This window comes from Vibrio algarum (genome assembly GCF_028204155.1).
Classification (GTDB): domain Bacteria; phylum Pseudomonadota; class Gammaproteobacteria; order Enterobacterales; family Vibrionaceae; genus Vibrio; species Vibrio algarum.
On record NZ_JAQLOI010000001.1, the window covers coordinates 1097230 to 1123428 of the forward strand.

Here is a 26199-nt window from a genome sequence, read left to right on the forward strand (position 1 = left end):
ATGGATAGTCGTAGGTTGTGCCAGTGGTTAGTATGTGTCGCATGTCTTTTTAGTTTTTCTGTCTTTGGCGCACGTATTGTTAATTTGTCTGAAGGGGATGCGCAAACCGTTACGGTTAATGACGAAATCGGATCAGTGTTTATTTCAAATCCCGAAGTTGCTGACTATCAGGTAATAGACAAAACCAAAGTGGTTTTCTTTGGTAAAAAAATTGGCAACGCATCGCTGATTATATTTGATGAAGATGGAAAAACGCTGGTTTCCAGAATACTTGTTGTCAATAAAAGCATGGTACATGTACAGCAGCAGATACAACTTCGCTACCCTGACGTCGACGTGAATATATATAACCTGGGTGATCAGGCAGTGTTAAGTGGCCTAGTATCCAGCGATCAAGAGAAAGAAGATATTTATAATCTTGTTGGCGAGTTGCTGGCCAAAGATGCGGAGATTACAACAGTAGAGTGGGATTTAGGTGATAACCAGTACGAAATGGACTTCATGCGAAAATACCGTTTCCCAGGCTTGGTTAATAATATCGAAGTGGCAATAACAAAACAGGTGAACGTTAAGTTATCCATTGCTGAGGTCTCTCACTCGTTTATGGAAGAGTTTGGTATTCAACTTGGCAGCAGTGGACAATCTGCTGGTGTATTTGTTGATTATCTAACCAATTTTAGTGCAGACGACATTATCTCGGTCATTACCGCTATTGGTGATGATAACGTAGGGCAGATACTGGCAGAGCCAAATTTGTCAGTAATATCCGGTGAAACCGCTAGCTTTTTAGCCGGTGGTGAACTGCCGGTTGTCACTTATGTTGATGGTGCAACGAGCGTAGAGTACAAGGAGTATGGTGTTAGACTTGAACTCATGGCTAAAGTATTAAGAGACGATAAAATTAAGCTCTCTCTTATGCCAGAAGTCAGCGCTTTAGACGAAGTTTTCTACAGCGATGATACTTATAATGTACCAGCGCTTAGAACTCGCCGGGCAAGAACGACAGTAGAGCTTGGCGATGGTCAAAGCTTTGTACTGGCAGGGTTACTTAATTCTGAAGATACCGAATCACTCAGACGTATCCCCTATATTGGGGACATACCTATTCTTGGTGCACTCTTCCGTCACACTGAAACAACTCGGACGAAAACTGAGCTACTCATTATCGCGACCGTCAACCTAGTTCAACCAATTCATGCCTCTCAGGTTCAAATACCTACAATGGAGAAAACCTCCAATTTGCATCGCTTTTTTGGTATAGAAGGGAGTTATAAAAAAGCAGATGAAAAATGGGCTAACGAGATACTCGCGGCTGGAGGGTTCAAACAATGAAGCCACTAAAACACATCAAACCTTTGACTATTATTTTTTCTGCGTTAGTCCTGAGTGCCTGTGTCGATAAAATCGCTGAACGAAATGGGGTTCAATTACAAGTAGTACCCATCACTTATTCACTCGATCTTAGTGTGAAGAAAGAGAAAAACGACGCAGCATGGCGAGAGCTTGATCAATATGTTGAAAATAACTGGGAAAAGATAGTGAGCCAACAGCTGACGTTTACTTGGTATTCAGATACAGGTAAAAAACTAGCTGAGGACTATCAAAAGCACCTGCTTTCCAAAGGGATAAACAGAAATCAAATAACCCTATCTCAAGGGATTCTTCAGGAAGACATGACCAAAGATCTGAAATTTGAAATTATTGTCAATAAGGTGTTTTCAGAAGTTTGTGGTTACGAGAAAAGTGGTACTTTTGACAACTCTGTAGGTGGTTGTTACGCGGAAAGTGCACGGTGGCAGTCAATGGTCAATCCAGAAAAAATGCTCACAGACAATATCAATAAATAGGATGAGTAAGAATGTTTGATTTAGTTGATATTCTTAAGAAAGACAGCGTAAGCGGAGACGATAGTCCGAAAAATGAAATAACATCGGTGCTCTTTTATCAGACTAATAAATGTCAAGTTTTGGTAAAAGAAGCGTATCGTTTTGAAGGGTTAGTCACTCCTGCAATTGTTCAAAATAACGATGAAAATATTAAAGAGCATGTTAGAAACGAAAGTATCGAAATTGTTATCGTTGAATTAAATGAAAGTAGAAATATTAGTCAGGATGCGGAGAGGATAAGCCATCTTCTTCCAAATGATGCCTCGGTAATTGTTATTGGCAGTGAAGACGCTATTTCCACAATACGAAATTTAAAGGGGATGGGTTTTTACTATCTGTTTTGGCCTATTACCAAGCATGAACTGATAGAGTTTGTTCTGAGTGTGCATGAGAACAGAAATAGAAATAAGGGCTTGGGTAAAAAACGTAAAGCGAAGCAGATAAGCGTGATCGGCTCAAAAGGAGGGGTTGGCACAACGTTAATATGTACAGAAATTGCCCATCTACTGTCTGATGATAAGAAGTCCTCGTGTGTACTGGTTGATAATGATTATCAAGGGGGGAATGTCGACATAATGCTCGGGATGGAAAAATTTGAAAAACGTCAAATTAGGCCGGGTGCGTTTGCGACCACATTAGACAATACCTCCGCTCAAGGCATGCTGGTTAAGTATAATAAGTTACTATCAGTCCTTTCACTTACATCTACATCGCTCTCTAACTCAGAGATAAAAGAATATACAAAAACGGTTGTAGAGCACATTGCAGCAGACAGTAACTTTATTATCGATGACCTTTCTTCTATTGCTAGGCAAAATTTCAATAAAGAGGAAGTTGTTGAGCTTTCGGATAGTGTCATTCTTGTATTAGAGCCAACGGTCTCTTCTTTAAGGGATGCAGCAAGAATCAAACAACAGTTAGAAGATGAAAACCAAGAAAGCAATATGCGTATGTTTATCGTTCTTAATTATTGTGTTCCAACGTCATCGGCAACGGTAACATTACAAGAGGTAGAAAAATTTCTTCGAACCGACGTTGACGTAGTCATACCTTTTGTTAAACGGTTAGATTCATACATATTAGAGCGTAAAAGAATTTCGAAAATAGGTGGTAAGACAGAAAAAGCGTTGCGTAAACTAGTTGCACTCATTGTGGGTGAAGATGAAAAAAGGGTTTTTCATTGTTTTTTCGTAGGAAATAACGGATGAGTGAAACTAAAGAGATTTATGTAAACATACGAAGACAGATTTATGACGCTCTAGATCCAGAAGCAATAAATCGGTTGACGGACGACCAACTAGCTCAGCAGTTGTCAAAAGCGGTTGACATGCTTGTTGAAAAAGATGCCCTCCAAGTCCCTTTAGTACTACGCAATGAGTTTGTAAAAAGTTTAGTTGATGAGTTGCATGGTCTTGGACCGCTGCAGCCTTTGATGGAAGACGATTCTATCACGGATATTATGATCAATGGACATGAGCATGTGTTTATTGAAAGAGGAGGGCTTGTCGAGAAAGTCGCTGTTAATTTTGTCGATGAAGCTCAAGTTTTGGAAATAGCGAAACGTATAGCGGGTAGGGTTGGACGACGTGTCGATGATTCTTCACCTTTGTGTGATGCAAGGTTAGCTGACGGTAGTCGCGTAAATATTGTAATTCCTCCTATCGCGTTGGATGGCACTTCTATTTCCATTCGTAAGTTTAAAAAGCAAGCGATCGATTTTTCTCAATTGGTTGGTTTTGGAGCAATGAGCCCTGAAATGGCTCAAATCTTGATGATTGCAGCAAGGTGCAGACTTAATATTTTGATTTCTGGTGGTACTGGTTCAGGAAAGACCACCATGCTGAATGCCTTGTCTCAATTTATCTCAGAAAAAGAACGGATTGTTACCATAGAGGATGCCGCAGAATTAAAACTACAGCAACCACACGTTGTTCGGCTAGAAACACGCACTGCTGGTATTGAGAATACCGGTGCTATCCATCAACGCGATCTTGTCATCAACGCACTGCGTATGCGGCCAGATAGAATTATCGTTGGTGAGTGTCGCGGTAGCGAAGCATTTGAAATGTTGCAAGCAATGAATACCGGACATGATGGTTCAATGTCTACACTACACGCCAACACACCACGAGATGCGCTAGCTCGTGTCGAATCAATGGTGATGATGGCAACTGCAAACCTACCTTTAGAAGCAATAAGAAGAACGATAGTCAGCGCAGTTGATCTTATTATTCAAATTAGTCGTCTACATGATGGTAGCCGGAAAGTGATGAGTATTACTGAGGTGGTGGGCTTAGAAGGCTCTAGTGTCGTTATGGAAGAGATTTTTCAGTTTAGACCAGGGCACGGAGACATTAATGCAGAAAAAGTACAAGGGAATTTTGTTACGGCAGGCTTGATGAAACGCTCTGTCTTAGTGGAAAAAGCGCGCTTCTTTGGTCTAGATGAACAGTTAGACGTCCTGTTTCAGAGTAATAGGAGGCGATAGTGCTGTATCTTTTTTTAGTTATTTTGGGCGTTGTACTTATCATTTTTTCGGTAGCAGCGGACAGAAAAAAACATAATTATTTGGAAGAGTACAACAAAACCGTTCATGTTTATTCACTCAGTGGTGATGACGAAGCGGTGGACTTTAATACCTTATCGGATAGAACTTTTTGGCAGTCTCTGCAGGATAGGTTTAGTAATCTAAAAAAACAGATTGGTGCTTTTGCTGTTATTAAAATAATGGTGCTTGTTGTTCTATTACTCATTGCGGGCAATGAGATTAATCAGCGGTTTTTACGTGTCAACCTCATCTATGTCGAAGTATTGACCGTTATTGCAGGATTGATAGTGGGTTATTTATGGTTACAAAAAGAGAAAGAACGCAGTTTGAAGAAGCTTTTCCTGATGCGTTGAATATATTAGCCAGTGCGGTTTCTTCTGGGGAGAGTATTATGCACGCCATCATGTATGTGGGTAAAAACCTAGATGGTGATGTGGGTGCCGAGTTTAAAGTGATGGGAGATCGCCTACAGATGGGGGAAGCCCCCGACGATGTGTTTAGAAAATCTTGTAAACGCTTTCCTTATCCTTCGTTCTACTTTTTTGTTATTACCCTTCGAGCGAATATGCATCGTGGGGGACAACTTAAAGATGTCATCACTCGGTTAAATCGACTTATGTTCGATGCCCGAGCAATCGATAAAAAGAAATTCGCGCTTACCGCAGAAGCGCGTGCGTCAGCCAAAATTGTCGCAGCTATTCCTTTTCTATTTCTGTTGTTAATGCAGTATATCAGCCCTTTAAATTATGAGTTTATTATGTTCAGTGAAGAGGGAAAACCCATTTTGTACTATGTCCTGATTAGTGAAACTATCGGTATGATTATTATATCTATGCTGCTTCGAAGTGTGAGATAAGATGGAACTTTTAGAGAGCAAACAAATTTATACTGTACTATCCCTTTGGTTTTTAGTGGTGGGGGTGGCTACCGTTGCCTATGTTTTGTATGAACAGATAAGAAGGAAAAACCAGCTTAGTAAGTTCGGTTTGTCCGAACACGAGCACAACAAAGAGAAAAGGAAGCAAAATCTAGAGTCAATCGGCAAAAAAATATCTAAACTTGTCGCGGCATCAGACAATGAAATTGCCGACAAATTTATCGCGTCAGGCATATATAATACAAAATTTGCTTATCTATTTGTTCCTCTCAAATACTTGTTATTAGTTGTAGGTGTTGCACTAGCCGTAACGCTTGGAATGCATTTAGAGTTGGAATTGCAACAGTATCTCGTCTGGGCTCTCATGTGGGGGTTTTCATCATCATAGTGCCTGATGCCTATTTAGCCTTTCGCGCTAATGGCATAAAAAGAAAGCTATCCAGTCAATTACCTTACCTTCTCGATATGATGGGCGTATGTGTTCAAACCGGCATGACTATTGAGTCATCCATGACTTATTTAGCTCAAGAGATGATAGGGTTTGACGTGGATATGGCGCACATGCTTAAGCGTACCAATGAAAGAGCCCATATGGTGGGGTTAGAGCAGGCAATAGAAGAGCTTTATATTCGAGTACCAACTCCTGAATTTCGGAGTTTTGTTATGACATTAAGTCAAAGCCTTAGATATGGGTCATCTATATATGAGACATTGACTCGGCTGGCCATGGATATCAGGGAAATACAGATACTCGGCCTCGAAGAAAAGATTGGCAAGCTATCTGCTAAAATGTCTATCCCACTGATTGTTTTCATCATGTTCCCGATAGTAATACTCACCGCAGCACCTGGCGTAATGAGGATGATGTAATTGCGTAATTTACCTTTTAAATGGCTTATTTTTGTTGTTTTACTTAGTGGGTGTGCAGCCAACGGTAATCTTTCAAAAGAAGAGTTGGCAGAGCAAGCGACGTTTGAATCTCGAGAGAAGATGATCATCAGTGCCGGCAATCAAGAGCGTTTGGTTGAGTTTTATAAGAATGAATTGGCGCGAGAAGAGAGCAGTGAGATAAAGATAAAACTGATAGATGCTTATATTCAAAATGGGAATACGGAACTTGCTTCGTTTCATCTTGGAACGATAGATGTAACGGATGACAATGTGGCTAAAGTGGTGTTTTTAAGAGCCAAGGTTTACCTAGAAGAGGGCTTAGTTGATAAGGCCTATGCCAACTGCCAAACCGCTTTGTCACAACGTGATAAATACCCAGAAGCAGAAAACTTGATGGGATTGATTCTTGCGGAGAAAGGTGAATTTGACAAAGCTAGGGAATATTTTCTATTAGCTAGACGCCATTACCATGACGATATCACTATCAGCAATAATCTCGCGGTTTTAGACCTTATTCATGGCAATTATGACGCGGTGATTAAGCGTTTGGACCCTATTTATGTTGCCGGGAACGCGGATAGGAAAATTCAATCAAATCTCATCTTTGCCTTAACGAAAAAAGGGCAGTACAAGCAAGTAGAAACTATACTGAAGAAACAAGGATACAAGGAACAACAGATACAGGCCATTTTTATCGCACTTAGAGAAGCGAACAGTCACCTTGCTCGTCTAGCCACTACTGAAAGCCTTACCACGGATTTAGATCCCTTAACAAAAAAACGGATCAAAGTGGTGAAAGGAGAGGAGTATGATTAGAAAAACCAAAAATAAGCAGACTGGTGTCGTCGCGATAGAGTTTTCTATCGGCTTTGGCGCTTTTTTGCTCATGATGGCGGCATGGATGGAAATTAGCTATATGGGATATATTTCCGCTATGGGTGATTTAGCTATATCTGAAGCTGCGAGAACGTCGAAAAAAGAAACGACGAACTATATCGACACGTTTAAGGCGACACTTACGGCTAGTGATAGTGTTTGGAGTAAATTTGTTGATACTTCTAAGATACGGGCGAGTGTGCAATACGCTAAAAGTTTGGATGATTTATATGGAATAGAAAATACCTGTTTACCAGCTTCTAGCGGCAGTGTAACAACATGTGGTACTGAATCGGATAGTGCAATAGCAATCTATTATGTCGATTATGAATTCGATAGTATTTTCACGGTTTTTTTCGATACCAAAACCATATTTAGTCGCGAGATAATTGTAATACAAGAGTATGAAAGAGATAAGTTCCAGATTTAGATCTAAGCAGCGGGGAACCTTTGCCATAGAAATGTCTATTGTTTCTATGGCTTTTGTGATGATGCTAATGTTTGCAGGAGACCTAGTAGCAAAAATATCGATGAAAGGTAAATTAGACCGCTTGTCTTTTTCTGCCGCCAGTGTGGCAAAGGAGCGTACACAGCTGTATAGCGAAGACTATAAGATGTCGAATCAACAACTTAATGATATTTATGATGTGATGGCAAAATCTCTCAAGAGAACTTATACCAATTACAGTCAAGCTGATTTCGGTATGTTGTATGAAGAGCAGACTTATTCTACAAGTGGAGTAACGAACGCTTTGGTTACGTGGAATTCAACGGGTGGAATCACCTGTAGTGTTTCTGAGAATTTATCTCAAATTGAAAGTAATCTCGCCGTTACCACTAGTTGGGGGCGAAAAAGTACCTTATATCGAGTGACGCTGTGTTATGAAACAGAAAACTGGTTAATTGGTTTTGCTTTAGGGAGCGGATTTACTCGGGTAACCTCTAGTTCCGTTATATTAGGTAGGTAAAATATGCGCCCAATACGAAGACAGAAAGGTGCTGCTGCGTTGATGTTTATATTGGTATTGGTACCTATGTTGGGTTTTTTACCATAGGCACCGATGCCGCCTTGATGATGCAAAATGGTGCGCGCCTTAACGACGCTTTGGAAGCTGCAAGCCTTGCGGTAGCAGCGGCTAATGATCCGAATGATGACAACGATGATGGTGTGGATGATGGCAAATTTGGAATTGGTAGTAATTTTAATCAAACATTAGCCAAAGCCTATATTTCAGAATATATGCATAAGGATTTGAAGAATATTTCGTCGGTAAAAATTGCCAAGTTGAATTGTGAAGATATTCCAGAGTGTGTAACGGGAATCGAAAATGGTGAACCTCGATTCTTTGAGTATCAAGTAACCGCAACAACGAATCACGACGTGGTATTTGGTACAGAATATACTAATGTAAATAATTACGATGTTAATTCGAATGGTAAATCTCGTAAGTATCAAAATCATGCGGTGGATATTGTTTTTGTCTCCGACTTTTCTGGGTCTATGGATAACACGTGGGGAGGAGGAACAAAGAAAAAATATTTGGATCTAGTGGACGTGATTGACAAAGTAACGGTAGAGCTAGCTAAGTTTAACGGCTTAGTTAATATGGATGACAATACGGTGGGCTATGTTGGCTTTAACAGTTTGTCCCGGAAATTTCATTCATCTATAGAGCTATCATCGAGTCAATATATTTATTTTGGTAATAATAGACGTTGGATTTACAGAGGTACAACCGTCATTGAAATGTGTGAATATAATCAACTTTATGGGAATGATTGGAGTAAAGCGGTTAATAACATATTTGTTGAAAAAGCATGTAATTCAACAAAGAAACGAATAGTTTTAGATAAAGATTATAATAGTGACGGAGATGATGCCTATTTTTATGATGTTGACTTAACCTCCGATTTCACCAGTTTTAATAATACGATCTCAGCCTTCTATCCTGACTCAGGTACCGCGTCCTACCAAGGTTTGATTCGAGGTGCTCAGATCGTAGCAAAAGGCGATAATCCACGTAGATTAATAATATTGCTATCCGATGGTAATGATAATAGCTCGTCTACAACTACAAGTTTAGTGAACGCAGGTATGTGTTCTACTATCCGAAATACGCTCGATACAAAAATAACCTCCGCCGGCGATGATGTAACGTCTAAAATTGCAGTTATTGGTTTTGATTATGAAGTCAATAATAATACGGCGCTTCAGACATGCGCTGGTAGTGCAAACGTATTTAAAGCTGAAAATACTGACGATATATTAAATAAAATTTTAGAGTTAATTAGTGAAGAAATTGGACATTTAAAATAACTAGGATTAATTGGACAAAAAATGGAAGTGCATATGTATAAAAAAGAAAAGTACCATCGTAGCTTGTCTAGTTATGGCAGCAGGAATGCTATTCACGAGTGTTTTACATGCGAGCGAGCAGATGAATCAGGAGATTAAGTATTTTTGTTCTAAATCAGATGTTAATACAGAGCAAACGATTTCAATAGGTCAAAGTCGGCAGGTTAATCTTAATAGTGGCTCATTCTACTTGGTTGAATCAAAAAGTGATTTTCAAGTGACATTAGATATGATTTCTAACGAATTGATTGGTATCGGCATCGACCCAGACTGCGCAGAATACCTGATGACACACAGTCGCCTGCAAGGTTACGAGCAAGGTAATGTAATGGCTCGCGTTTACTTTGATTTTGATAAGTTTAATCTTACGGATGAATCAAAATATATACTAGGTGTTGTAGCCAATGTGGTTGAGAAAAATCCATCAGAACTTATCGTAGAAGGACATACCGATAATACAGGCTCAAAAGATTATAACTTTGCTCTTGGGTTAAAGCGTTCAGAAGCCGCACAAAATTATTTGCTTAGCCGTGGTGCTGATGGGGATAACTTCCTTATGGTTTCAAAAGGGGAAGGTGAACCTATTGCCAGTAATAGTACGTCAGATGGACGAGCTAAAAACCGTCGCGTAGATATTGTTGATGAGTCTCCAATAAACTAAATACGGATTAAAGTATGAAAACGCAGCTTAGATAGCTGCGTTTTTTTATAAAAAAATACAGGATAATTAGCTCTGTAAAGTCTCTTATCGAGAATTGGCATCTGTATTCATGCTGCTCAGTCATTTAATGACCAAATCTTTTTAAAAGTATATACAGCGTGCATATTAAGAGAGAAAACAACCAGTTTAGAAACAAAAAAGGCGAACCCAAAGGTTCGCCAAAAACGTAGAGAAATTTTCTATATTGGTTGCTTATAAGCTACTTGTAATACAGTTTTCGTCTGCATCAAATAGGTGAACATCGGATGCTGCGCAGCTTAAAGCAATTTGTTGGAAGCTCTTCACTTCTTGGTCGCCAGGTAGATGAACTTTAAATCCGTCTGTACCCGATGACTGGCCAAACATATAAGTACTGTTACCAAGGCGCTCTACCACTTCACTTTGGAACATTATTTTGATGTCTGCTTCTTCATTGATAAGTAGGTGCTCTGGGCGAATACCAAAGGTAATTTCATCGCCAACAGAAAGTTGTTTTTTGTTGAATGGGACTACAAAAACAGAGTCATCTTTTGCTTTCAACGTAATGTTGTCAGCCGTTACTTCGGTTACCGTCGTTGGCACAAAGTTCATTTTAGGAGAGCCAATGAAACCTGCAACAAATAGATTACCAGGGCGGTGGTATAGATCGAGTGGGGAACCAACTTGTTCAATTCGGCCGTCGCGTAACACCACTATTTTGTCTGCTAGGGTCATCGCTTCTACTTGGTCATGCGTTACGTAGACCATCGTATTTTCAAGCTCTTGGTGCAGTTTAGCTATTTGTAAGCGCATTTCTACGCGCAGTTCAGCATCAAGGTTAGAAAGTGGTTCATCAAATAGGAATACTTTCGGATCGCGAACAATAGCACGGCCAATAGCAACACGTTGACGCTGACCACCAGATAGCTCTTTTGGTTTACGCTTGCGGAGATGGTCAAGTTGAAGAGTTTTAGCTGCAATGTCTACTTGTTTTTCAATTTGCTCTTTTGGTACACCGTTCATTTTAAGACCGAAGCCCATGTTATCTTCAACGGTCATATGCGGATAAAGTGCGTATGATTGGAATACCATTGCGACGCCACGTTCAGCCGGGTCAACATCATTGACTAGAACGTTGTCAATGTTGATTTCACCTTCAGTAATCTCTTCTAATCCTGCTATTAGGCGTAGTAGGGTTGACTTACCGCAACCTGATGGTCCAACAAATACAACAAACTCACCATTTTCTATTTCTAAGTCGATACCATGGATTGTTTGCACGTCACCAAAACGTTTAATGACTTTTTTTAGCGTAATGTCTGCCATTACTGACTCCTTTGCTACAGCTCGGCTGAATTTCTATTTGCATGAATTTTGCAATTCGTACTTTCGTTTGTATAAAACATACTCGTTTTGGCAGAATTTGTTAGTAATGAAATTTGAATAGTTGATCTTAGTCATATTTCTCACACGAATTTAAGCTATTTTTGTGGAAACGTTTACAAAACGACATCTTGGTTGTGCAAAATTCCGTCCTTAGATCTATTATAAATTGGTAAGCGGTCGTGCTTAATAGCTATGAGTCCCCATTCGAAGGTTTTTAACTGAGCAATCGAACATGGCAAATGCACGACATAATTAGTGGGAGTGTCGGACAAATGGAGCCTTCAGTGAAAACGATCTACCCAGAGAACCGTATGCCTTCGGTAAGCAAGAAAAGGCGAATCAGTTCGAAGCTATCCCCGTGGTTGTTCCTCGCACCCGGATTGATAGTTTTCTTGATATATGTGGTTTACCCGATCCTTAGCAGTATATGGTTGAGTTTCTACGAATGGGATGGACTTGGTGAGAAAGTTTGGGTTGGTTTATCCAACTACCAAGAATTATTCAATTCAGAAGCATTCTATACCGCGCTAAAGAACAATGTGCTGTGGTTAATTTTCTTCATGTTAGCCCCACCGATTGGAATGGCGATAGCCCTGTTTTTGAACCAGCAAGTGAGAGGTATTCGTGTTGTTAAATCACTTTTCTTCTTCCCATTTGTAATCTCACAAGTTGTTGTGGGTCTGGTTTTTTCTTGGTTCTATGATCCTAACTTTGGCCTACTAAATATTGCCTTTGGTTGGTTTGGTATGGAGCCTATTTCGATTCTAGCAGATGAAGATTTAGTGACCTACGGTATTATTGCAGCAGGTTTATGGCCGCAAATATCTTACTGTATGATTCTTTACCTCACAGGCTTAAATAACTTAGATCCAGAGCAACTTGAAGCGGCTCGTCTTGACGGCGCTAAGAGATTTAAGATGCTTTGGTATGTGGTTATCCCTCAACTGAGACCGGCTACCTTCATCGCTATTGTTGTGACCGTTATCGGTGCACTACGTTCATTTGACCTTGTTGCTGTAATGACAACCGGTGGTCCGTGGGGCAGTTCGACGGTTCTAGCTTACTTAATGTATGAAGAGTCAATCTTTAACTACCGCATGGGTTACGGTGCTTCCGTTGCTGTAATGCTGTTCTTAATCATGGATATCTATATCGCTTACTTCTTGTGGCGTATGTTGAGGAGTGAAAAATAATGTTTCCGAAACCGATAGAAAAATCAGGACGCTTTGTCAATATAAGTTATCGAGTAGCACTGCCTATATCTCTAATGCTATGGCTTTTACCACTTGCTGCGGTAATGATGACCTCAATACGTTCTCTAGAGGATATAAATACCGGTAACTACTGGGGTATGCCAACAGATATCCAGTTTATCGCCAACTATTCTCAAGTATTTACACAAACGCCTATGGGGCAGTATCTAATCAATAGCTTATTGATTACGTTACCTGCTGTTGCTGGTGCCGTTGCACTTTCAACATTAGCTGGATTTGCGTTGGCAAAGTATAAATTTAAAGCAAGTATCTGGATTTTTGCGCTATTTATCGCCGGTAACTTCGTACCATTCCAGATCCTTATGATTCCTGTACGTGATTTAACCATTGCCTTTGGAATATACGATACTCACTGGGCGCTGATATTCTTCCATATCGCCTTCCAGTCAGGTTTTTGTACTCTATTTATGCGTAACTTCATTGTTGGTATACCCGACGCCCTCATTGAAGCTGCACGCGTTGAAGGTGTAAACGAATGGAAGATCTTCTGGCATGTTGTTTTACCATTAGTTCGACCAGCGTTAGCAGCACTTTCAGTATTAGTCTTTACCTTTATCTGGAATGATTTCTTCTGGGCATTGGTGCTAGTACAAAGTGATGAAGTTCGTCCAGTAACTGCAGGCCTTAGTGCTCTGAAAGGACAGTGGACGGCATCATGGCAATTTGTATCTGCTGGTGCAGTAGTAGCGGCCGTACCTCCCGTTATATTGTTCTTTACCATGCAACGCCACTTTATTGCCGGATTAACCTTAGGTGCTACCAAAGGGTAACTGAAAAATGCTGTTTTGCAGGTTTGCTTGCAAGGCAGCATTATTAGTTAAAGTACCAGATTGAGATGTAGTTCAATGAACGATTGTTCTGAGTAACGTAATCTAAATCAATCCCTTAACAAAATTGAGAAATAAGCTAAAACTATAATTAGTCATCGGACCACCCTAAGCTACGGCTTAAATAAAAAGGACCTCAATAATGAAATATGTGAAACATATTGCTACCTCTGCAATGCTGACTGCCACCCTATCAGCAACAGCTTTTGCAGGCGAACTAGTCATCAACTCTGACCAGGCCGACCCTGCTCCTAAAGCTGCTTGGGCTGAAATAATCAAGCTTTTTGAAGCTGAAAACCCTGATATCACGATCAAATACAACCTTTACGATAAAGAAGCGTATAAAACTACGATTCGTAACTGGCTAGTAACTTCTCCACCGGATGTAGTTTACTGGTACGCTGGTAATCGTATGAAAACTTTTGTTGATCGCGGCTTAATTGAAGACGTTAGTGACATTTGGCAAGAGCAAGGCATGATGCAAGATTTTAAATCTGCTGCTCCAGCAATGACAGTGAATGGTAAGCAATACGGTGTACCTTACACATACTACCAATGGGGTGTTTACTACCGTAAAGATATCTTTGCACAGTATGGCATCACTGAGCCAAAAACATTTGATGAGTTGAAAGCGGCGGCTGCAACACTTAAGAAAAACGAAGTTGCACCATTTGCTATCGGTACTAAGTACCTATGGACTGCTGCAGGTTGGTTTGATTACCTCAATTTGCGTACTAACGGCCTAGACTTCCACATTCAATTGATGGACGGTAAAGTTCCTTATACTGATGAACGTGTTAAGAAAACGTTTGAAAACTGGAAAGAGCTAGTAGAACCAGGTTACTACCTAGAAAACCACGCCTCTTATTCTTGGCAGGAAGCACAACCATTCCTATACAATGGTCAAGCAGCAATGTACCTAATTGGTAACTTCATTGCGCCTAACTTCCCTGAAGAAGTAAAAGACAAAATGGGCTTCTTCCAGTTCCCTGTGATCGACCCAGCTGTACCAATGGCTGAAGATGCACCAATGGATACGGTTCACATTCCTTCTAAAGCGAAGAACAAAGTAGACGCACGTAAATTCCTTAAGTTTGTTGCAAAACCTGAAATTCAAAAACTTATCAACGACACTATGCTTCAGATCCCTACGAACAGCAAAGCGCCAACGGTTGACAATGAGTTCTTGAACATCGGTGTGAAAATGCTTGCGGATGCAGCGGGTACTGCACAGTTCTACGACCGTGATACTACTCCAGCAATGGCGAAAGAAGGCATGAAAGGTTTCCAAGAGTTTATGGTTAAACCTGAGCGTCTAGATGCAATTCTTAAGCGTCTTGAAAAAGTGCGTCAAAGAGAATTTAAATAGTCTCTATTTAGAATGAACTAAGTAAAGAATCTACCGCAGCTACTATAGCTGCGGTTTTTCCCTCAGCTATATATCCATTGGAATAATGAATTAAGGTTGCTCTATAACTAAAGTTGCTTATTCCAATTGATATAACTCTCAGGCGATTGAATATGGACACTATTCATCTATTTAGCGCTAACACTAGCGTTGTAATCCTTTCTAAATCCGCTCCTCAAATTCTTTATTGGGGTGAAAAACTTAACCATTTTGATGAGACTGTTGCTCTAATAACAGAGAGAGCAGTATCTCAAGCACGTCTTGATATTGATATTCCAGTAACACTTTGTCCTGAAAATGGTCGAGGGCTGTTTAGTACAGCAGGGATAGAAGGATTTAGAATTAGTGCTGATGGTAGAAATCTCGATTGGGCTCCAGTATTCGAAACAACAGAGGTTGAATTTGACGATACTAGCGCAAGCTTTACCTGTATTGATGATATTGCCAAGTTAGAGCTCAAAATTGCTTTATATCTCGATACATCAGGTGTGTTACGCAAATCACTGTCAGTAAAAAACTTGGCAGTAGAACCCTATCACTTGAGCCGCCTTGTTAATACGTTGCCTCTGCCACATCGAGCCAATGAAGTGATGAGTTTTCATGGTCGCTGGAGCCGAGAGTTTCAAACTCAGCGTGTTTCTTTAGAACATGGGGCCTTTAGCCAAGACAATCGCCGTGGGCGAACCTCCCATGAATATTTCCCCGGCATGATGGTTGGTAGTTCAGGCTTCTCCGAGCAAACTGGCGAGGTTTGGGGGTTTCACTTAGCGTGGAGTGGTAACAACCATGTTCGTTGTGAAACGAAGAGTGATGGTCGACGCTTTGCTCAAATGGGCGAACTGCTTTTAGCCGGAGAAACATCACTTAAAAATGGTGAGAGTTATAGCACTCCAGAACTTTATGCGTGTTACAGCGATAAAGGGTTAAACGGTATTCGTACCCAGTTTCATCGTTTAGTGCGTAGTGAAATCTTGAATTTCCCGAATAAAGCGTTAAGACCGGTTCATCTCAATACATGGGAAGGAATCTACTTTGAGCACGATCCTGATTACATAAAACAGATGGCTACAGAAGCTGCAAAAATAGGTGTCGAGCGCTTTATAATTGATGACGGTTGGTTTATAGGACGTGATGGCGAACGTGCCGCGCTTGGAGATTGGTTTTTAGACAAGAAAAAATACCCTGACGGTTTAGAACCTGTTATCGAGCATGTTAATCAACTCGATATGGAATTTGGTTTATGGGTAGAACCAGAGATGGTGAATCCTGATTCGAACTTATTTCGAAAACACCCTGAGTGGATGCTAGGTATTGATGGCTACGACCAACCGAGTGGTCGATATCAATATCTACTTGATCTACAAAATAGCGATTGCTTCACTTATTTATTTAATTGCTTAGATGCCCTGTTGACTGATTACAACATTGGCTACTTTAAATGGGATATGAACCGAGAATTAGTTCAGCCGGGACATGAAGGGGCTCCGGCTGTAAGAGGACAAACCCTAGCCTATTACCGTTTAATTGACGAACTAAGCAAAAAACACCCGAAAGTTGAGATTGAATCTTGTTCTTCTGGTGGCGGTAGAATTGATTTTGAGGTGCTTAAGCGAACACATCGATTCTGGACATCGGATTGTAATGATGCGCTTGAAAGGCAGACGATACAAAAAGGGATGAGTTACTTTTTCCCACCAGAAGTAATGGGTGCTCATATTGGGCCTTATGAAAGTCATACTACACGTCGCCGTCATGATATTAACCTGCGTGGTATCACCGCTCTAGGTGGTCATATGGGCGTTGAATTAGATCCCGTTAAAGAGAGTGACGAAGAGAAGTCTCGCTTTGCACATTATATTGAATTGCATAAACGTTTTCGGTCATTGTTGCATTCGGGTGAAGTTTTCTATTTGGATTCAAATGATACAACTCGAAATGTTTATGGGGTTAAAAATCCAGATGAAATGCTCTTAACCGTCTGTCAGCTGGCCATGCCTGATTTTGCCAGTGCAGAACCGATCCGCTTCGGGTATCTGGACGCAGAGAAAATGTATCAAGTTGAGGTCGTTGATTTTCCTGCTGCGAGCAGAAAACTAATGAAGGTGAATCCGTCATGGATGGATAATTCGTCAATTTTTAGTGGTGAATTATTGAATAAGGTTGGCTTAACGATGCCAATTCAAGACCCAGAAACAGCAATGCTAATCAGCATTAAAGCTGTGTAGAGGAACAGAGTAATGATTACATTTGAAGCGCTAATTGCTCGTCGTGATTGGGAGAATCCTCAATCATTTCAGGCAAATCAGATTGAAGCTCATAGTCCACTTAATCACTTTATTAGTGTTGAAGATGCGTTATCTAAACAAAATCAGTCGAAAGTGAGTCTGAATGGTAATTGGAAGTTCAAGCTGTTTGCTCAACCAGAAATGGTACCTGCCAGTTTTATAGATATCGATTTTGACGATTCCAAATGGAACTCAATCAAGGTGCCGAGTAATTGGCAGTTACAAGGTGAGCAATTAAACGCACTAGAAGGTTCTGAAGGCGGAAAAATAGATAATCCTATCTACTTAAATGTTAAATACCCATTTAAGGTCAACCCCCCGTTTGTTCCTCAAGATAACCCAACGGGGTGTTACCGTACTGAATTCGAGGTAAGCCTAGCGGACTTGGAATCGCAAAATCGTATCATTTTTGATGGTGTGAATTCTGCTTTCCATCTGTGGTGCAATGGCGTTTGGGTTGGTTATTCTCAAGATAGCCGTTTACCTGCAGAGTTTGACCTTTCGGAATATCTCAACGTTGGTACTAACACCTTATCAATAATGGTGATTCGTTGGAGTGACGGTAGTTATTTAGAAGATCAGGATATGTGGTGGCTAAGCGGAATTTTTCGTGACGTGACACTTCTATCTAAGCCCAAAGCCCATATTGCAGATGTCTTCGTTACGCCCAAGCTTGATGCATGCTTTAGAGATGGTTTAATCGAAGCTGAAATTACGTTAGCAAACCCGATTGAAAGCCAGGTTCAAATCCAAGTATTTGATGGTGTTACCCCTGTATCACAAAAGGTAATTGGTAAGGTTCAAAATAAAATCGTTGACGAAAAAGGGGTGGGATAACAAGGTTTTCTTATCTGCTGATGTAAAAGAGCCTAAGCATTGGACGGCAGAAACCCCTAATTTGTATCGATTTGTCGTTACCTTGTTAAATAAGAGTGGTGATGTTGTTGATGTAGAGGCCTATGACATCGGCTTTAGAAACATCGAAATTAAAGATGGTCAGCTGTTGGTGAATGGTAAGGCACTGCTTGTTAAAGGTGTGAACCGTCACGAACACGAACAAGATAACGGTCACGCTATTAGCGAAGAGAGCATGTTGGCAGATATCAAACTGCTTAAGCAATCTAACTTTAATGCCGTACGTACAGCGCATTATCCAAATCATCCTCGTTGGTATGAATTGTGTGATGAGTACGGACTGTATTTAGTCGACGAAGCTAATATTGAGACGCACGGAATGTTCCCAATGGAACGCTTATCTGCGGATCCACAATGGGCCGCCGCATACATGATGCGCTTTACTAAGCTTATTGAGCGAGATAAAAACCACCCTAGCATTATTATCTGGTCACTTGGTAATGAGTCGGGGCACGGAAGTAACCACAACGCGATGTATGCTTGGGCTAAAAATAGAGATCCATCTCGTCCGGTACAATATGAAGGTGGCGGTGCAGATACCACGGCTACCGATATTATTTGCCCTATGTATTCACGAGTAGATCAAGATCAGCCATTTCCTGCCGTACCTAAGTGGGCAATTAAGAAGTGGATAAGCCTACCCGGTGAAAATCGCCCATTAATCTTGTGTGAGTATGCACATGCCATGGGTAACAGTATTGGTAGCTTCAATAAGTATTGGGAAGCATTTCGTCAATATCCACGTTTACAAGGTGGCTTTATCTGGGATTGGGTTGATCAAGGCATCACCAAGAAAGATAAAAATGGTACAGAATATTGGGGTTATGGTGGTGATTTTGAAGATACCAACAATGACCGTCAGTTCTGTATCAATGGCCTTATCTTTCCAGACAGGACACCGCATCCTACACTTTTCGAAGTGAAGTACTGTCAACAACCTTATCAAATAGAAATACTAGACAGTAAGGAACAAGAGCAGTCTATAACTTGGCAATTGAAGATAACCAACGAGCTGTTATTCCGTTCCAGTGAAGATGACGCGTTTATGTGGACGCTATTGGAAGATGGTATGCCAGTGTCATTAGACTCTTCGGAGTTACACATTGGTGCAGACTCTGACTTAGAGTGGTTGATTAAATGTGACTATAAATTGAAGCCAGGTTGTGACTATTTACTAAATATAGATGCGAAGTTAAGTTCTGATTGTCCTTGGGCAGAAGCTGGGCATATTGTTGCAACGGAACAGTTCAAAGTGGCGAACAAAAATAGTTTGAGTATTGATGGACGCTCTAGTAACTCAACTGAATTATCGACTACTGATCAGCCTAATCATTGGGCTGTTAAAGTGGCAGAAAGCGAGTACGTCTGGAACAAACTGACTGGTGAACTAGAAAGTTGGACCAAAGAAGGACGTTCATTGCTTGTCAACGCGATGAAAGACAACTTCTATCGAGCACCGTTAGATAATGATATCGGTACAAGTGAAGCCGATTTTGTTGATCCTAATGCGCCAGTGACACTTTGGGGAGAAGTTGGATTAGGCGATTGGGATAAAACCTGCCTTTCTACTGAAATGGAACAGTTAAGTACTAAAGTTCAAATAACAAGCCGATTTGCTTACCAATATCAAGAGCAGCTAATGGCAGTAACCAAGTGGACTTATATTTTAAATTCCGCCAATGAACTGACATTGGATATAGAAGTAGAGGTGAGTGAGCATTTACCACCGTTACCACGTATTGGTATAGAGATTGCGCTGAACCCGACGGTTATTGAAAATGATGTAACATGGTATGGTTTAGGTCCGTTTGAAAACTATCCGGATCGTCTATCTGCAGCACGGACAGGTTATTACAAAGCTACCCTTGATCAGATGTTTACCCGTTATATCTTCCCGTCTGAAAGTGGTTTGCGTTGTAACACAAGTCGCGTTGAATTAGGGGCAATAAAAGTTACTGGTGAATTTAACTTTGCGGTAAATCAATACGATCAACATAAACTTGCCGAAGCCAAGCACCCAAATGAGTTAGAAGGCGATAACGCGGTGTATCTTCGTATCGACCACAAACATATGGGCGTTGGTGGTGATGATTCTTGGAGTCCGAGTGTTCACAAAGAGTTTTTGATTGAAGATAAAAAATTTCGATATCAATTAACCTTTTCTTAATTGTTAAGTATCGTTATAAAACGCTCCCTAGTGGAGCGTTTTTTTCAGAGCTACCAACGACGCCAGTTATAAATAATGCGTTACTCTTTCCCTTATGAAAAAACACCTATCACCACAAAACCACCTACTTCCATAAACGACTTACTTCCTTGGGGAAATAGCCCTATCTGCTCGAAAATAGCGTCATCTCCACGAAAGTGGAAATCTAATCGCATCCAGATGTCCGTCTCATGACATGACGGAGGTTTAGATTTTTGCTTTCACGTGAATAGCAAAGGTTTGGGTAGTAACCGAAGAATATTATCCCCATCAAGAAAAGTAACGGTTTAATACTCAGGGTGTGATGGTGCTGATATAAATGGAGACTCTTTTATATGGGAAGAAATTACTCATTTGAGAACACAAAAAAATCCCGAGCTATTGCCCGGGATTCTAATTTAAAGGAGAAAGGACTAAAGGTTAGATTAGTGCTTCCATTTGACCTTTAATGATTTCAGAGTGCGTACCAAATACCGCTTGGAAGTTATCACCACGAGTGAATACACCTGCAGCACCTAGCGCTTTTAGTTTATCAGTGTCAACTTGATCTGCATTGTTAACCGTTACACGTAGACGAGTGATACAAGCTTCTAAGTCTTTGATGTTCGATTTGCCACCGAATGCCGCCATGATGTTTGTTGCTAGCTCATCAGTGTTAGTGTTCGCTTGAACTTTTGATTCGCTTTCATCTTCACGACCTGGAGTTTGCAGGTTCAATGCTTTGATTAGGGCAACGAATACAACGAAGTAGATAGCCGCGTATACAAGTCCAACAATTGGTAACATCCAGCCGTTTGTTGATTGACCAAACAATAATGTGAAGTCGAATAGACCGTGGCTAAACGTTGTACCGTGTTTAATGCCAAGTAGAATCATCACAACAAATGCAGAGCCAGCTAGTAGTGCGTGAACAATATATAGCAATGGAGCAACGAATAGGAAAGCAAATTCGATTGGTTCAGTAATACCCGTTAGGAATGAAGTCAATGCAGCAGAGCCAAGGATTGAAGCAACCATTTTTTGTTTGTCGCTTTTAGCCGTTACATACATAGCGAAACATGCAGCAGGTAGACCAAACATTTTAAACATGTAACCACCAGCTAAGTTGCCCGCAGTTGGGTCACCAGCTAAATAACGTGGAATCTCACCGCGAACAACTTCACCAGCCGCTGTAGTGAATTCACCAACTTCGTAGAAGAAAGGTGCATTCCAGATGTGGTGCAGGCCGAAAGGAATAAGAGAACGTTCAACGATACCGTAGATGCCGAATGCAACTTCAGGAGATTGGTAAGCAGCCCACTCAGAGAAAATGGCAATGCCAGCTCCGATTGGTTGCCAAACAATAGCAAGAATAGCAGCAACAATACACGCAGCAAGAGAGGTTACGATAGGTACAAAGCGTTTACCACCGAAGAAACCAAGGTAAGTTGGTAACTTGATTGTATGGTAACGGTTAAATAGCTCAGCGGCTACCAGACCCATAATAACACCACCAAACACACCAGTGTCAGTGCCTTCAGCAACAACGCCTAAAACGCGTGTCATTGTTAAGTAACCTAAAGCGGCTGCAAGTGCGGCAACGCCATCATTTTTAGTAAAGCCAAGAGCAACACCAATAGCGAATAAAAGCGCCATGTTTGCAAACACACCCAGACCGGCCTCGGTCATGATTTGTGCTACGATTTCAGGTAAAAATTTTGCTACTTCTGAGTTACCACCAATTCCGAGTAAAATACCCGCTGCTGGCATACAGGCAACAGGAAGCATAAGGCTGCGACCCATTTTTTGCATAGTACTGAAAAAGTTCATTAGAACCCCCGTTCAATTATTATATTAGAATATTAACTTCGAGATTAATCTGTTTGAAATTAATATAGTTATTTATTCAAATGTATTAATAAAAGGAAGCGAGTATTAGCCGCATAAATTTAATTTAATTAATTACATCTGAGTTAAAAATAAGTTTTCTGTTTACGGGGAGTATATTAACTGGTCGTATTAACGCTTAACGAGGGAGCAGTCACGCTCAACGTAACAAAACGTAACAGAGTGCAAAGCCTTCGTAATGACAAGGTAAAAATGTGCTAAATTCAAGTTACAAACAAGAAATGGAACGTTTTTGTAGATAGTGTTTAGTCATATCTATAAAAGTTTATTACGATGACGGTGCGATATATTGTAATTGCAGGGCAGTATCTTGTCACAGCTCAACAGCAAACAATAATAATAGAAGGATTAGAAGTATGTATGCAAACAAACGAATACTTGTTGTCGACGATGATGAAGAAATTCGTGACCTTCTTGATGAATATTTAACAAGGGCTGGATACAGCGTTATATTAGCTTCTGAAGGGGAGGAGATGAAACGACGCCTACTTGAAGCTGAGCCAGACCTTATACTGTTAGATGTAATGATGCCGGGAGACGATGGTTTTACCTTGTGTCAGTACGTTCGAAAATCTTCTAATGTGCCAATTATTATGCTGACAGCGGTTTCAGACGAAACTGATCAAATCGTCGGATTAGAAATTGGAGCCGATGATTATGTAGCAAAGCCATTTAGCCCGAGACAATTGACGGCTAGGATAAAAGCGATGTTACGTCGCACTCAAACGATGGATGCGATTAATGAAAAACCTAAACCAAAATTCATTCAATTCGCTCAATGGAAACTTCATGTTCAGTCGCATACTTTAACCAACCTCGAAAACAATGAAGAGTTTGAATTATCGGGCAAAGATTTTACGTTATTGAATTTATTTCTTGAGAATCCGAACCAAATTTTAGACAGAGACAGCATTTCTCAGGTTATTAAAGGACGAAACGCCTTACCAACCGAGCGTGGTTTAGATGTGCAATTATCTCGTCTTCGCCAACAACTTGGTGATAGTGGTAAAAAACCAAAGTTAATCAAAACCATGCGTGGTGACGGATATATACTTTCGGCTGATGTGATATATGAAGATTGATTCGTCTACTAACGAGCTGAATAGGAATAAATTCTATTTTGCTTATAACCGTGTCTTAGGGGGTTGTGCTGCATTGGTGCCAAGGTCACTGGTTTCTCGGACTTTGTGGCTTACTCTTTTATCCGTCATTCTAGCTCAATTAATTGCCACTACCATTTGGTACACCCAATCGAAAGATAGAGAAATAGAAGGGTTAACATCGACGGCGACAAGTATGGCTAACAACTTTGCATCGACTGCCAACTTTTTTCAGTCTCTTCCATTGCAATATCGACACATGGTATTAAATCAACTTAGAAACATCGGTGGGACTCGGTTTTTCGTGTCATTTAATGAAGAAGAAATTGTTATCGATTCGCCACGCAGTGGGGAAATGAAAAACATCACCATTGATGTAGTGAAAGAGGTACTGGCACAGAAGTTGGAAAAACTTAGCGACGTCAATGACATCAAAGTAGAGTTCTCCAGGCCGGAAAATTTACATGTATTAACCAATGATACCTTGCTTAGTGATCTACCTAAATCTTGGGCTCACTATACGTTAATACTTGAACCCTTGAACCCACCTATTTTGGTGGTGCAGATTAAGCTAGCTGAAAATGAATGGCTTTATATTGCCGCGTTACTTCCTGCGCCTTATGCATTGCTTGAAGATGAAGTCATTTCTAACCAACAGATGTTTTTTATCTTCTTTATTACTGCATTACTAATGACGTTCACTTATACAATGGTGAGAAGACAAGTTAAACCGTTAAAGAACCTCGCAAAGGCGGCTAATGCGTTAAGTACCGATATTAATCAACCCCCGCTGATAGAGGAAGGGGCAAGTGAACTCGTTACGGCCACCCGTGCGTTTAATAGGATGCAGGAAAGCTTAAAGAAGCATATAGACGATAGAGAGCGCTTATTTAGTGCAATTTCACACGATCTTAAAACCCCTATTACGCGATTAAGAATTCGTTCTGAATTAATTGAAGATGATCAGAGAGGCTTAAAATTCAATCGTGATTTGGACGAATTAGAGTTAATGGTAAAAGGTGCACTGCAAACGGTAAAAGACACCGATATTCACGAAAACTTAGTTCAAGTTGATGTCATCGATATGCTGCAAAGTATTGCTGAGCAGTTTAATGCTCACCAACAGCGCGTTACCTTAATATCGCCAGAAATTGAGCCATTAGTGTGTAAACCTTTGGCTCTTAAGCGATGTTTGTCCAATCTTGTTGGCAATGGTGTTAAGTATGGAGATAAAGTAACGGTTACAGTTACTGAGCATCAAAAACTGCTTCGAATTACCATTATTGACCAAGGACCAGGTATTCCGGAATCAAGGATGGAAGATGTGTTTAAACCTTATTTTCGTTTAGCAAAAGATAGCGAAGGACATGGCTTAGGTCTTGGTATATCGAGAAGCATAATCAATTCACTTGGAGGCCAACTGGTCATGTGTAACCGAGAGGAAGGCGGATTACAGGTGCAGGTCGACCTACAAAGAGCAGCATTAAAATGAGAAAATGTTCAAAGTTATTTAACATGGGTAGAATCGTCATCAATAGAGTAGTCTCATTTTTGTCGCTTATGGGGGCTATGTTCACTATAAGCTCAGCCTTTGCAACAGAAATAGAGGTATTGCACTGGTGGACGTCTGGTGGTGAAGCGCGTTCAGCTGAGCTTTTACAACAGGGTATCGAAAGCAGAGGACATATTTGGAAAGATTTTTCTGTTGCTGGTGGCGGTGGTCAGAGTGCGATGATGGTATTAAAAGCGCGTGCAGTATCGGGCAATCCTCCCACTTCAGCTCAGATAAAAGGGTTTGATATTCAAGAATGGACAAAGCTTGGGTTTCTTACCAGCTTAGATGATATAGCAATAGAAGGAAATTGGGACTCTCTATTGCCTAAGACAATTTCCGATACAATGAAGTATGAAGGGCGTTATGTTGCCGCTCCGGTTAATATCCACCGAGTCAATTGGCTTTGGGTAAATCCGAAAGTAATGGAAAAAGTTGGTGTTTCAATTCCTCGTACATGGGACGAATTTTTTATTGCGGCTGATGCCATCAAAGCTGCAGGATATATACCGCTGGCCCACGGTCGTCAGCCCTGGCAGGACGCCACTGTATTCGAGTCGATAGCGCTCGCGATGTTAGGCGCAGATGATTATTACAAGGCGTTTGTTGCGTTGGATTTAGATGTCTTGTCGGGTGAGAAAATGGTGCAAGTATTCAGCGCGTTTAAGAAAGTTCGGGGATATATTGACGGCGATGCACTAGGTAGGGATTGGAATGTTGCCACGCAGATGGTAATGAATGGTGAAGCCGCAATGCAGATCATGGGAGATTGGGTTAAAGGGGAGCTGACTGTTGCGGGTAAAGTCTCTGGTGAAGACTATGTGTGTGTTCCTGCACCAGGTACAGATGGTATGTTTAGTTACAATGTAGATAGTTTTGTATTCTTTAAATCCCATGATCCTTCTAGAGGGCAAGGGCAAAAAGAATTGGCTAAAACGATAATGTCAAAATCGTTTCAAGAAGCCTTTAACTACAGCAAAGGTTCACTGCCGGCCAGAACAGATGTTTCTATGGCGAGGTTTGATGACTGCGCATTTCAATCAAAAACAGCTTTTACCATGGCGGAAGGGAGCAAGAATCTCTTGCCAAGTCTTTCTGCTGATATGTCAACAACCAGTTATATCCGCGACGCAATGATTGATGTAATTAGTGAGTTCTTTACCGATGAAGCCGCTGACCCTAACAAAGCGCCAGAGAGGCTAGCAAAAGCCGTCAAAGCGGCATTGTAAACACAGACGTCACCAAA

The 26199-nt window shown here is 40.8% G+C and carries 21 protein-coding genes and 2 pseudogenes; 20 read left to right on the plus strand and 3 right to left on the minus strand.

The window, feature by feature from the left end; genetic code table 11:
• The 12 genes and pseudogenes from PGX00_RS05340 (at position 1) to PGX00_RS05395 (ending at position 10095) form a co-directional block, all read left to right on the plus strand.
• Entirely contained in the window at positions 1 to 1332 is a 1332-nt protein-coding gene (locus PGX00_RS05340) for a type II and III secretion system protein family protein (protein WP_272133510.1), read from the plus strand.
• Positions 1329 to 1847 carry a hypothetical protein gene (locus PGX00_RS05345; protein WP_272133512.1) on the plus strand — a complete coding sequence of 173 codons (519 nt, stop codon included), beginning with the start codon at positions 1329 to 1331 and terminating at the stop codon, positions 1845 to 1847. The genes PGX00_RS05340 and PGX00_RS05345 overlap by 4 nt, the downstream gene beginning before the upstream one ends.
• A gap of 11 nt (positions 1848 to 1858) precedes the next feature.
• Positions 1859 to 3094: an AAA family ATPase gene (locus PGX00_RS05350; protein WP_272133513.1), complete on the plus strand. Its 1236-nt coding sequence runs from the start codon at positions 1859 to 1861 to the stop codon at positions 3092 to 3094.
• Positions 3091 to 4374: a CpaF family protein gene (locus PGX00_RS05355; protein ID WP_272133515.1), complete on the plus strand. Its 1284-nt coding sequence runs from the start codon at positions 3091 to 3093 to the stop codon at positions 4372 to 4374. Before PGX00_RS05350 ends, PGX00_RS05355 begins: the two co-directional genes overlap by 4 nt.
• Positions 4374 to 5290 (plus strand): annotated as a pseudogene (locus tag PGX00_RS05360) (type II secretion system F family protein). The gene PGX00_RS05355 and the pseudogene PGX00_RS05360 overlap by 1 nt, the downstream one beginning before the upstream one ends.
• Before the next feature lies 1 nt (position 5291).
• Positions 5292 to 5699, plus strand: a complete 408-nt coding sequence (locus PGX00_RS05365; RefSeq protein ID WP_272133517.1) for a hypothetical protein — start codon at positions 5292 to 5294, stop codon at positions 5697 to 5699.
• Positions 5678 to 6181, plus strand: coding sequence for a type II secretion system F family protein (locus tag PGX00_RS05370; protein ID WP_272133519.1), 504 nt, complete (start codon positions 5678 to 5680; stop codon positions 6179 to 6181). Before PGX00_RS05365 ends, PGX00_RS05370 begins: the two co-directional genes overlap by 22 nt.
• On the plus strand, positions 6182 to 7018 hold the full coding sequence (locus PGX00_RS05375) for a tetratricopeptide repeat protein (RefSeq protein WP_272133521.1): 837 nt from the start codon (positions 6182 to 6184) through the stop codon (positions 7016 to 7018).
• Positions 7011 to 7508: a TadE/TadG family type IV pilus assembly protein gene (locus PGX00_RS05380; RefSeq protein ID WP_272133523.1), complete on the plus strand. Its 498-nt coding sequence runs from the start codon at positions 7011 to 7013 to the stop codon at positions 7506 to 7508. Before PGX00_RS05375 ends, PGX00_RS05380 begins: the two co-directional genes overlap by 8 nt.
• A gap of 31 nt (positions 7509 to 7539) precedes the next feature.
• Positions 7540 to 8046, plus strand: coding sequence for a tight adherence pilus pseudopilin TadF (gene tadF / locus PGX00_RS05385; RefSeq protein ID WP_272133524.1), 507 nt, complete (start codon positions 7540 to 7542; stop codon positions 8044 to 8046).
• A gap of 101 nt (positions 8047 to 8147) precedes the next feature.
• Positions 8148 to 9395 (plus strand): vWA domain-containing protein, encoded by a 1248-nt coding sequence (locus PGX00_RS05390; protein ID WP_272133525.1) that lies wholly within the window; start codon positions 8148 to 8150, stop codon positions 9393 to 9395.
• Between the two features lie 85 nt (positions 9396 to 9480).
• Positions 9481 to 10095 (plus strand): OmpA family protein, encoded by a 615-nt coding sequence (locus PGX00_RS05395; RefSeq protein ID WP_272133528.1) that lies wholly within the window; start codon positions 9481 to 9483, stop codon positions 10093 to 10095.
• A gap of 252 nt (positions 10096 to 10347) precedes the next feature.
• Here the strand turns inward: PGX00_RS05395 and PGX00_RS05400 are convergent, their stop codons facing one another.
• Positions 10348 to 11439, minus strand: a complete 1092-nt coding sequence (locus tag PGX00_RS05400; protein ID WP_272133530.1) for an ABC transporter ATP-binding protein — start codon at positions 11437 to 11439, stop codon at positions 10348 to 10350.
• Positions 11440 to 11771: 332 nt separating this feature from the next.
• Between PGX00_RS05400 and PGX00_RS05405 the strand changes: the two genes are divergently transcribed.
• The 5 genes and pseudogenes from PGX00_RS05405 (at position 11772) to PGX00_RS05425 (ending at position 20375) form a co-directional block, all read left to right on the plus strand.
• Positions 11772 to 12692, plus strand: a complete 921-nt coding sequence (locus PGX00_RS05405; protein ID WP_272133532.1) for a carbohydrate ABC transporter permease — start codon at positions 11772 to 11774, stop codon at positions 12690 to 12692.
• Complete coding sequence (locus tag PGX00_RS05410) at positions 12692 to 13543, plus strand: carbohydrate ABC transporter permease (RefSeq protein ID WP_272133534.1); 852 nt, start codon at positions 12692 to 12694, stop codon at positions 13541 to 13543. The genes PGX00_RS05405 and PGX00_RS05410 overlap by 1 nt, the downstream gene beginning before the upstream one ends.
• Positions 13544 to 13742: 199 nt before the next feature.
• Positions 13743 to 14969: an ABC transporter substrate-binding protein gene (locus tag PGX00_RS05415; RefSeq protein ID WP_272133536.1), complete on the plus strand. Its 1227-nt coding sequence runs from the start codon at positions 13743 to 13745 to the stop codon at positions 14967 to 14969.
• 152 nt (positions 14970 to 15121) lie between these two features.
• Complete coding sequence (locus tag PGX00_RS05420) at positions 15122 to 17233, plus strand: alpha-galactosidase (protein ID WP_407702335.1); 2112 nt, start codon at positions 15122 to 15124, stop codon at positions 17231 to 17233.
• 12 nt (positions 17234 to 17245) lie between these two features.
• Positions 17246 to 20375, plus strand: a pseudogene (locus tag PGX00_RS05425) (beta-galactosidase).
• Between the two features lie 92 nt (positions 20376 to 20467).
• Here the strand turns inward: PGX00_RS05425 and PGX00_RS05430 are convergent.
• Positions 20468 to 20590, minus strand: coding sequence for a hypothetical protein (locus PGX00_RS05430; protein WP_272133538.1), 123 nt, complete (start codon positions 20588 to 20590; stop codon positions 20468 to 20470).
• Between the two features lie 244 nt (positions 20591 to 20834).
• Positions 20835 to 22223, minus strand: coding sequence for a PTS glucose transporter subunit IIBC (gene ptsG / locus PGX00_RS05435; protein WP_272133540.1), 1389 nt, complete (start codon positions 22221 to 22223; stop codon positions 20835 to 20837).
• 434 nt (positions 22224 to 22657) lie between these two features.
• On the opposite strand from ptsG, the gene PGX00_RS05440 reads away from it, so the two are divergent.
• From PGX00_RS05440 to PGX00_RS05450, 3 genes are read left to right on the plus strand one after another with little or no spacing between them, the layout of a single operon-like run.
• A complete protein-coding gene (locus PGX00_RS05440; protein ID WP_272133542.1) occupies positions 22658 to 23383 on the plus strand; it encodes a response regulator in 726 nt (241 codons plus the stop codon).
• Positions 23373 to 24893 (plus strand): ATP-binding protein, encoded by a 1521-nt coding sequence (locus PGX00_RS05445; RefSeq protein WP_272133544.1) that lies wholly within the window; start codon positions 23373 to 23375, stop codon positions 24891 to 24893. The genes PGX00_RS05440 and PGX00_RS05445 overlap by 11 nt, the downstream gene beginning before the upstream one ends.
• Positions 24894 to 24925: 32 nt before the next feature.
• Positions 24926 to 26182, plus strand: coding sequence for an ABC transporter substrate-binding protein (locus tag PGX00_RS05450; protein WP_272137944.1), 1257 nt, complete (start codon positions 24926 to 24928; stop codon positions 26180 to 26182).
• Positions 26183 to 26199: the final 17 nt, after the last annotated feature.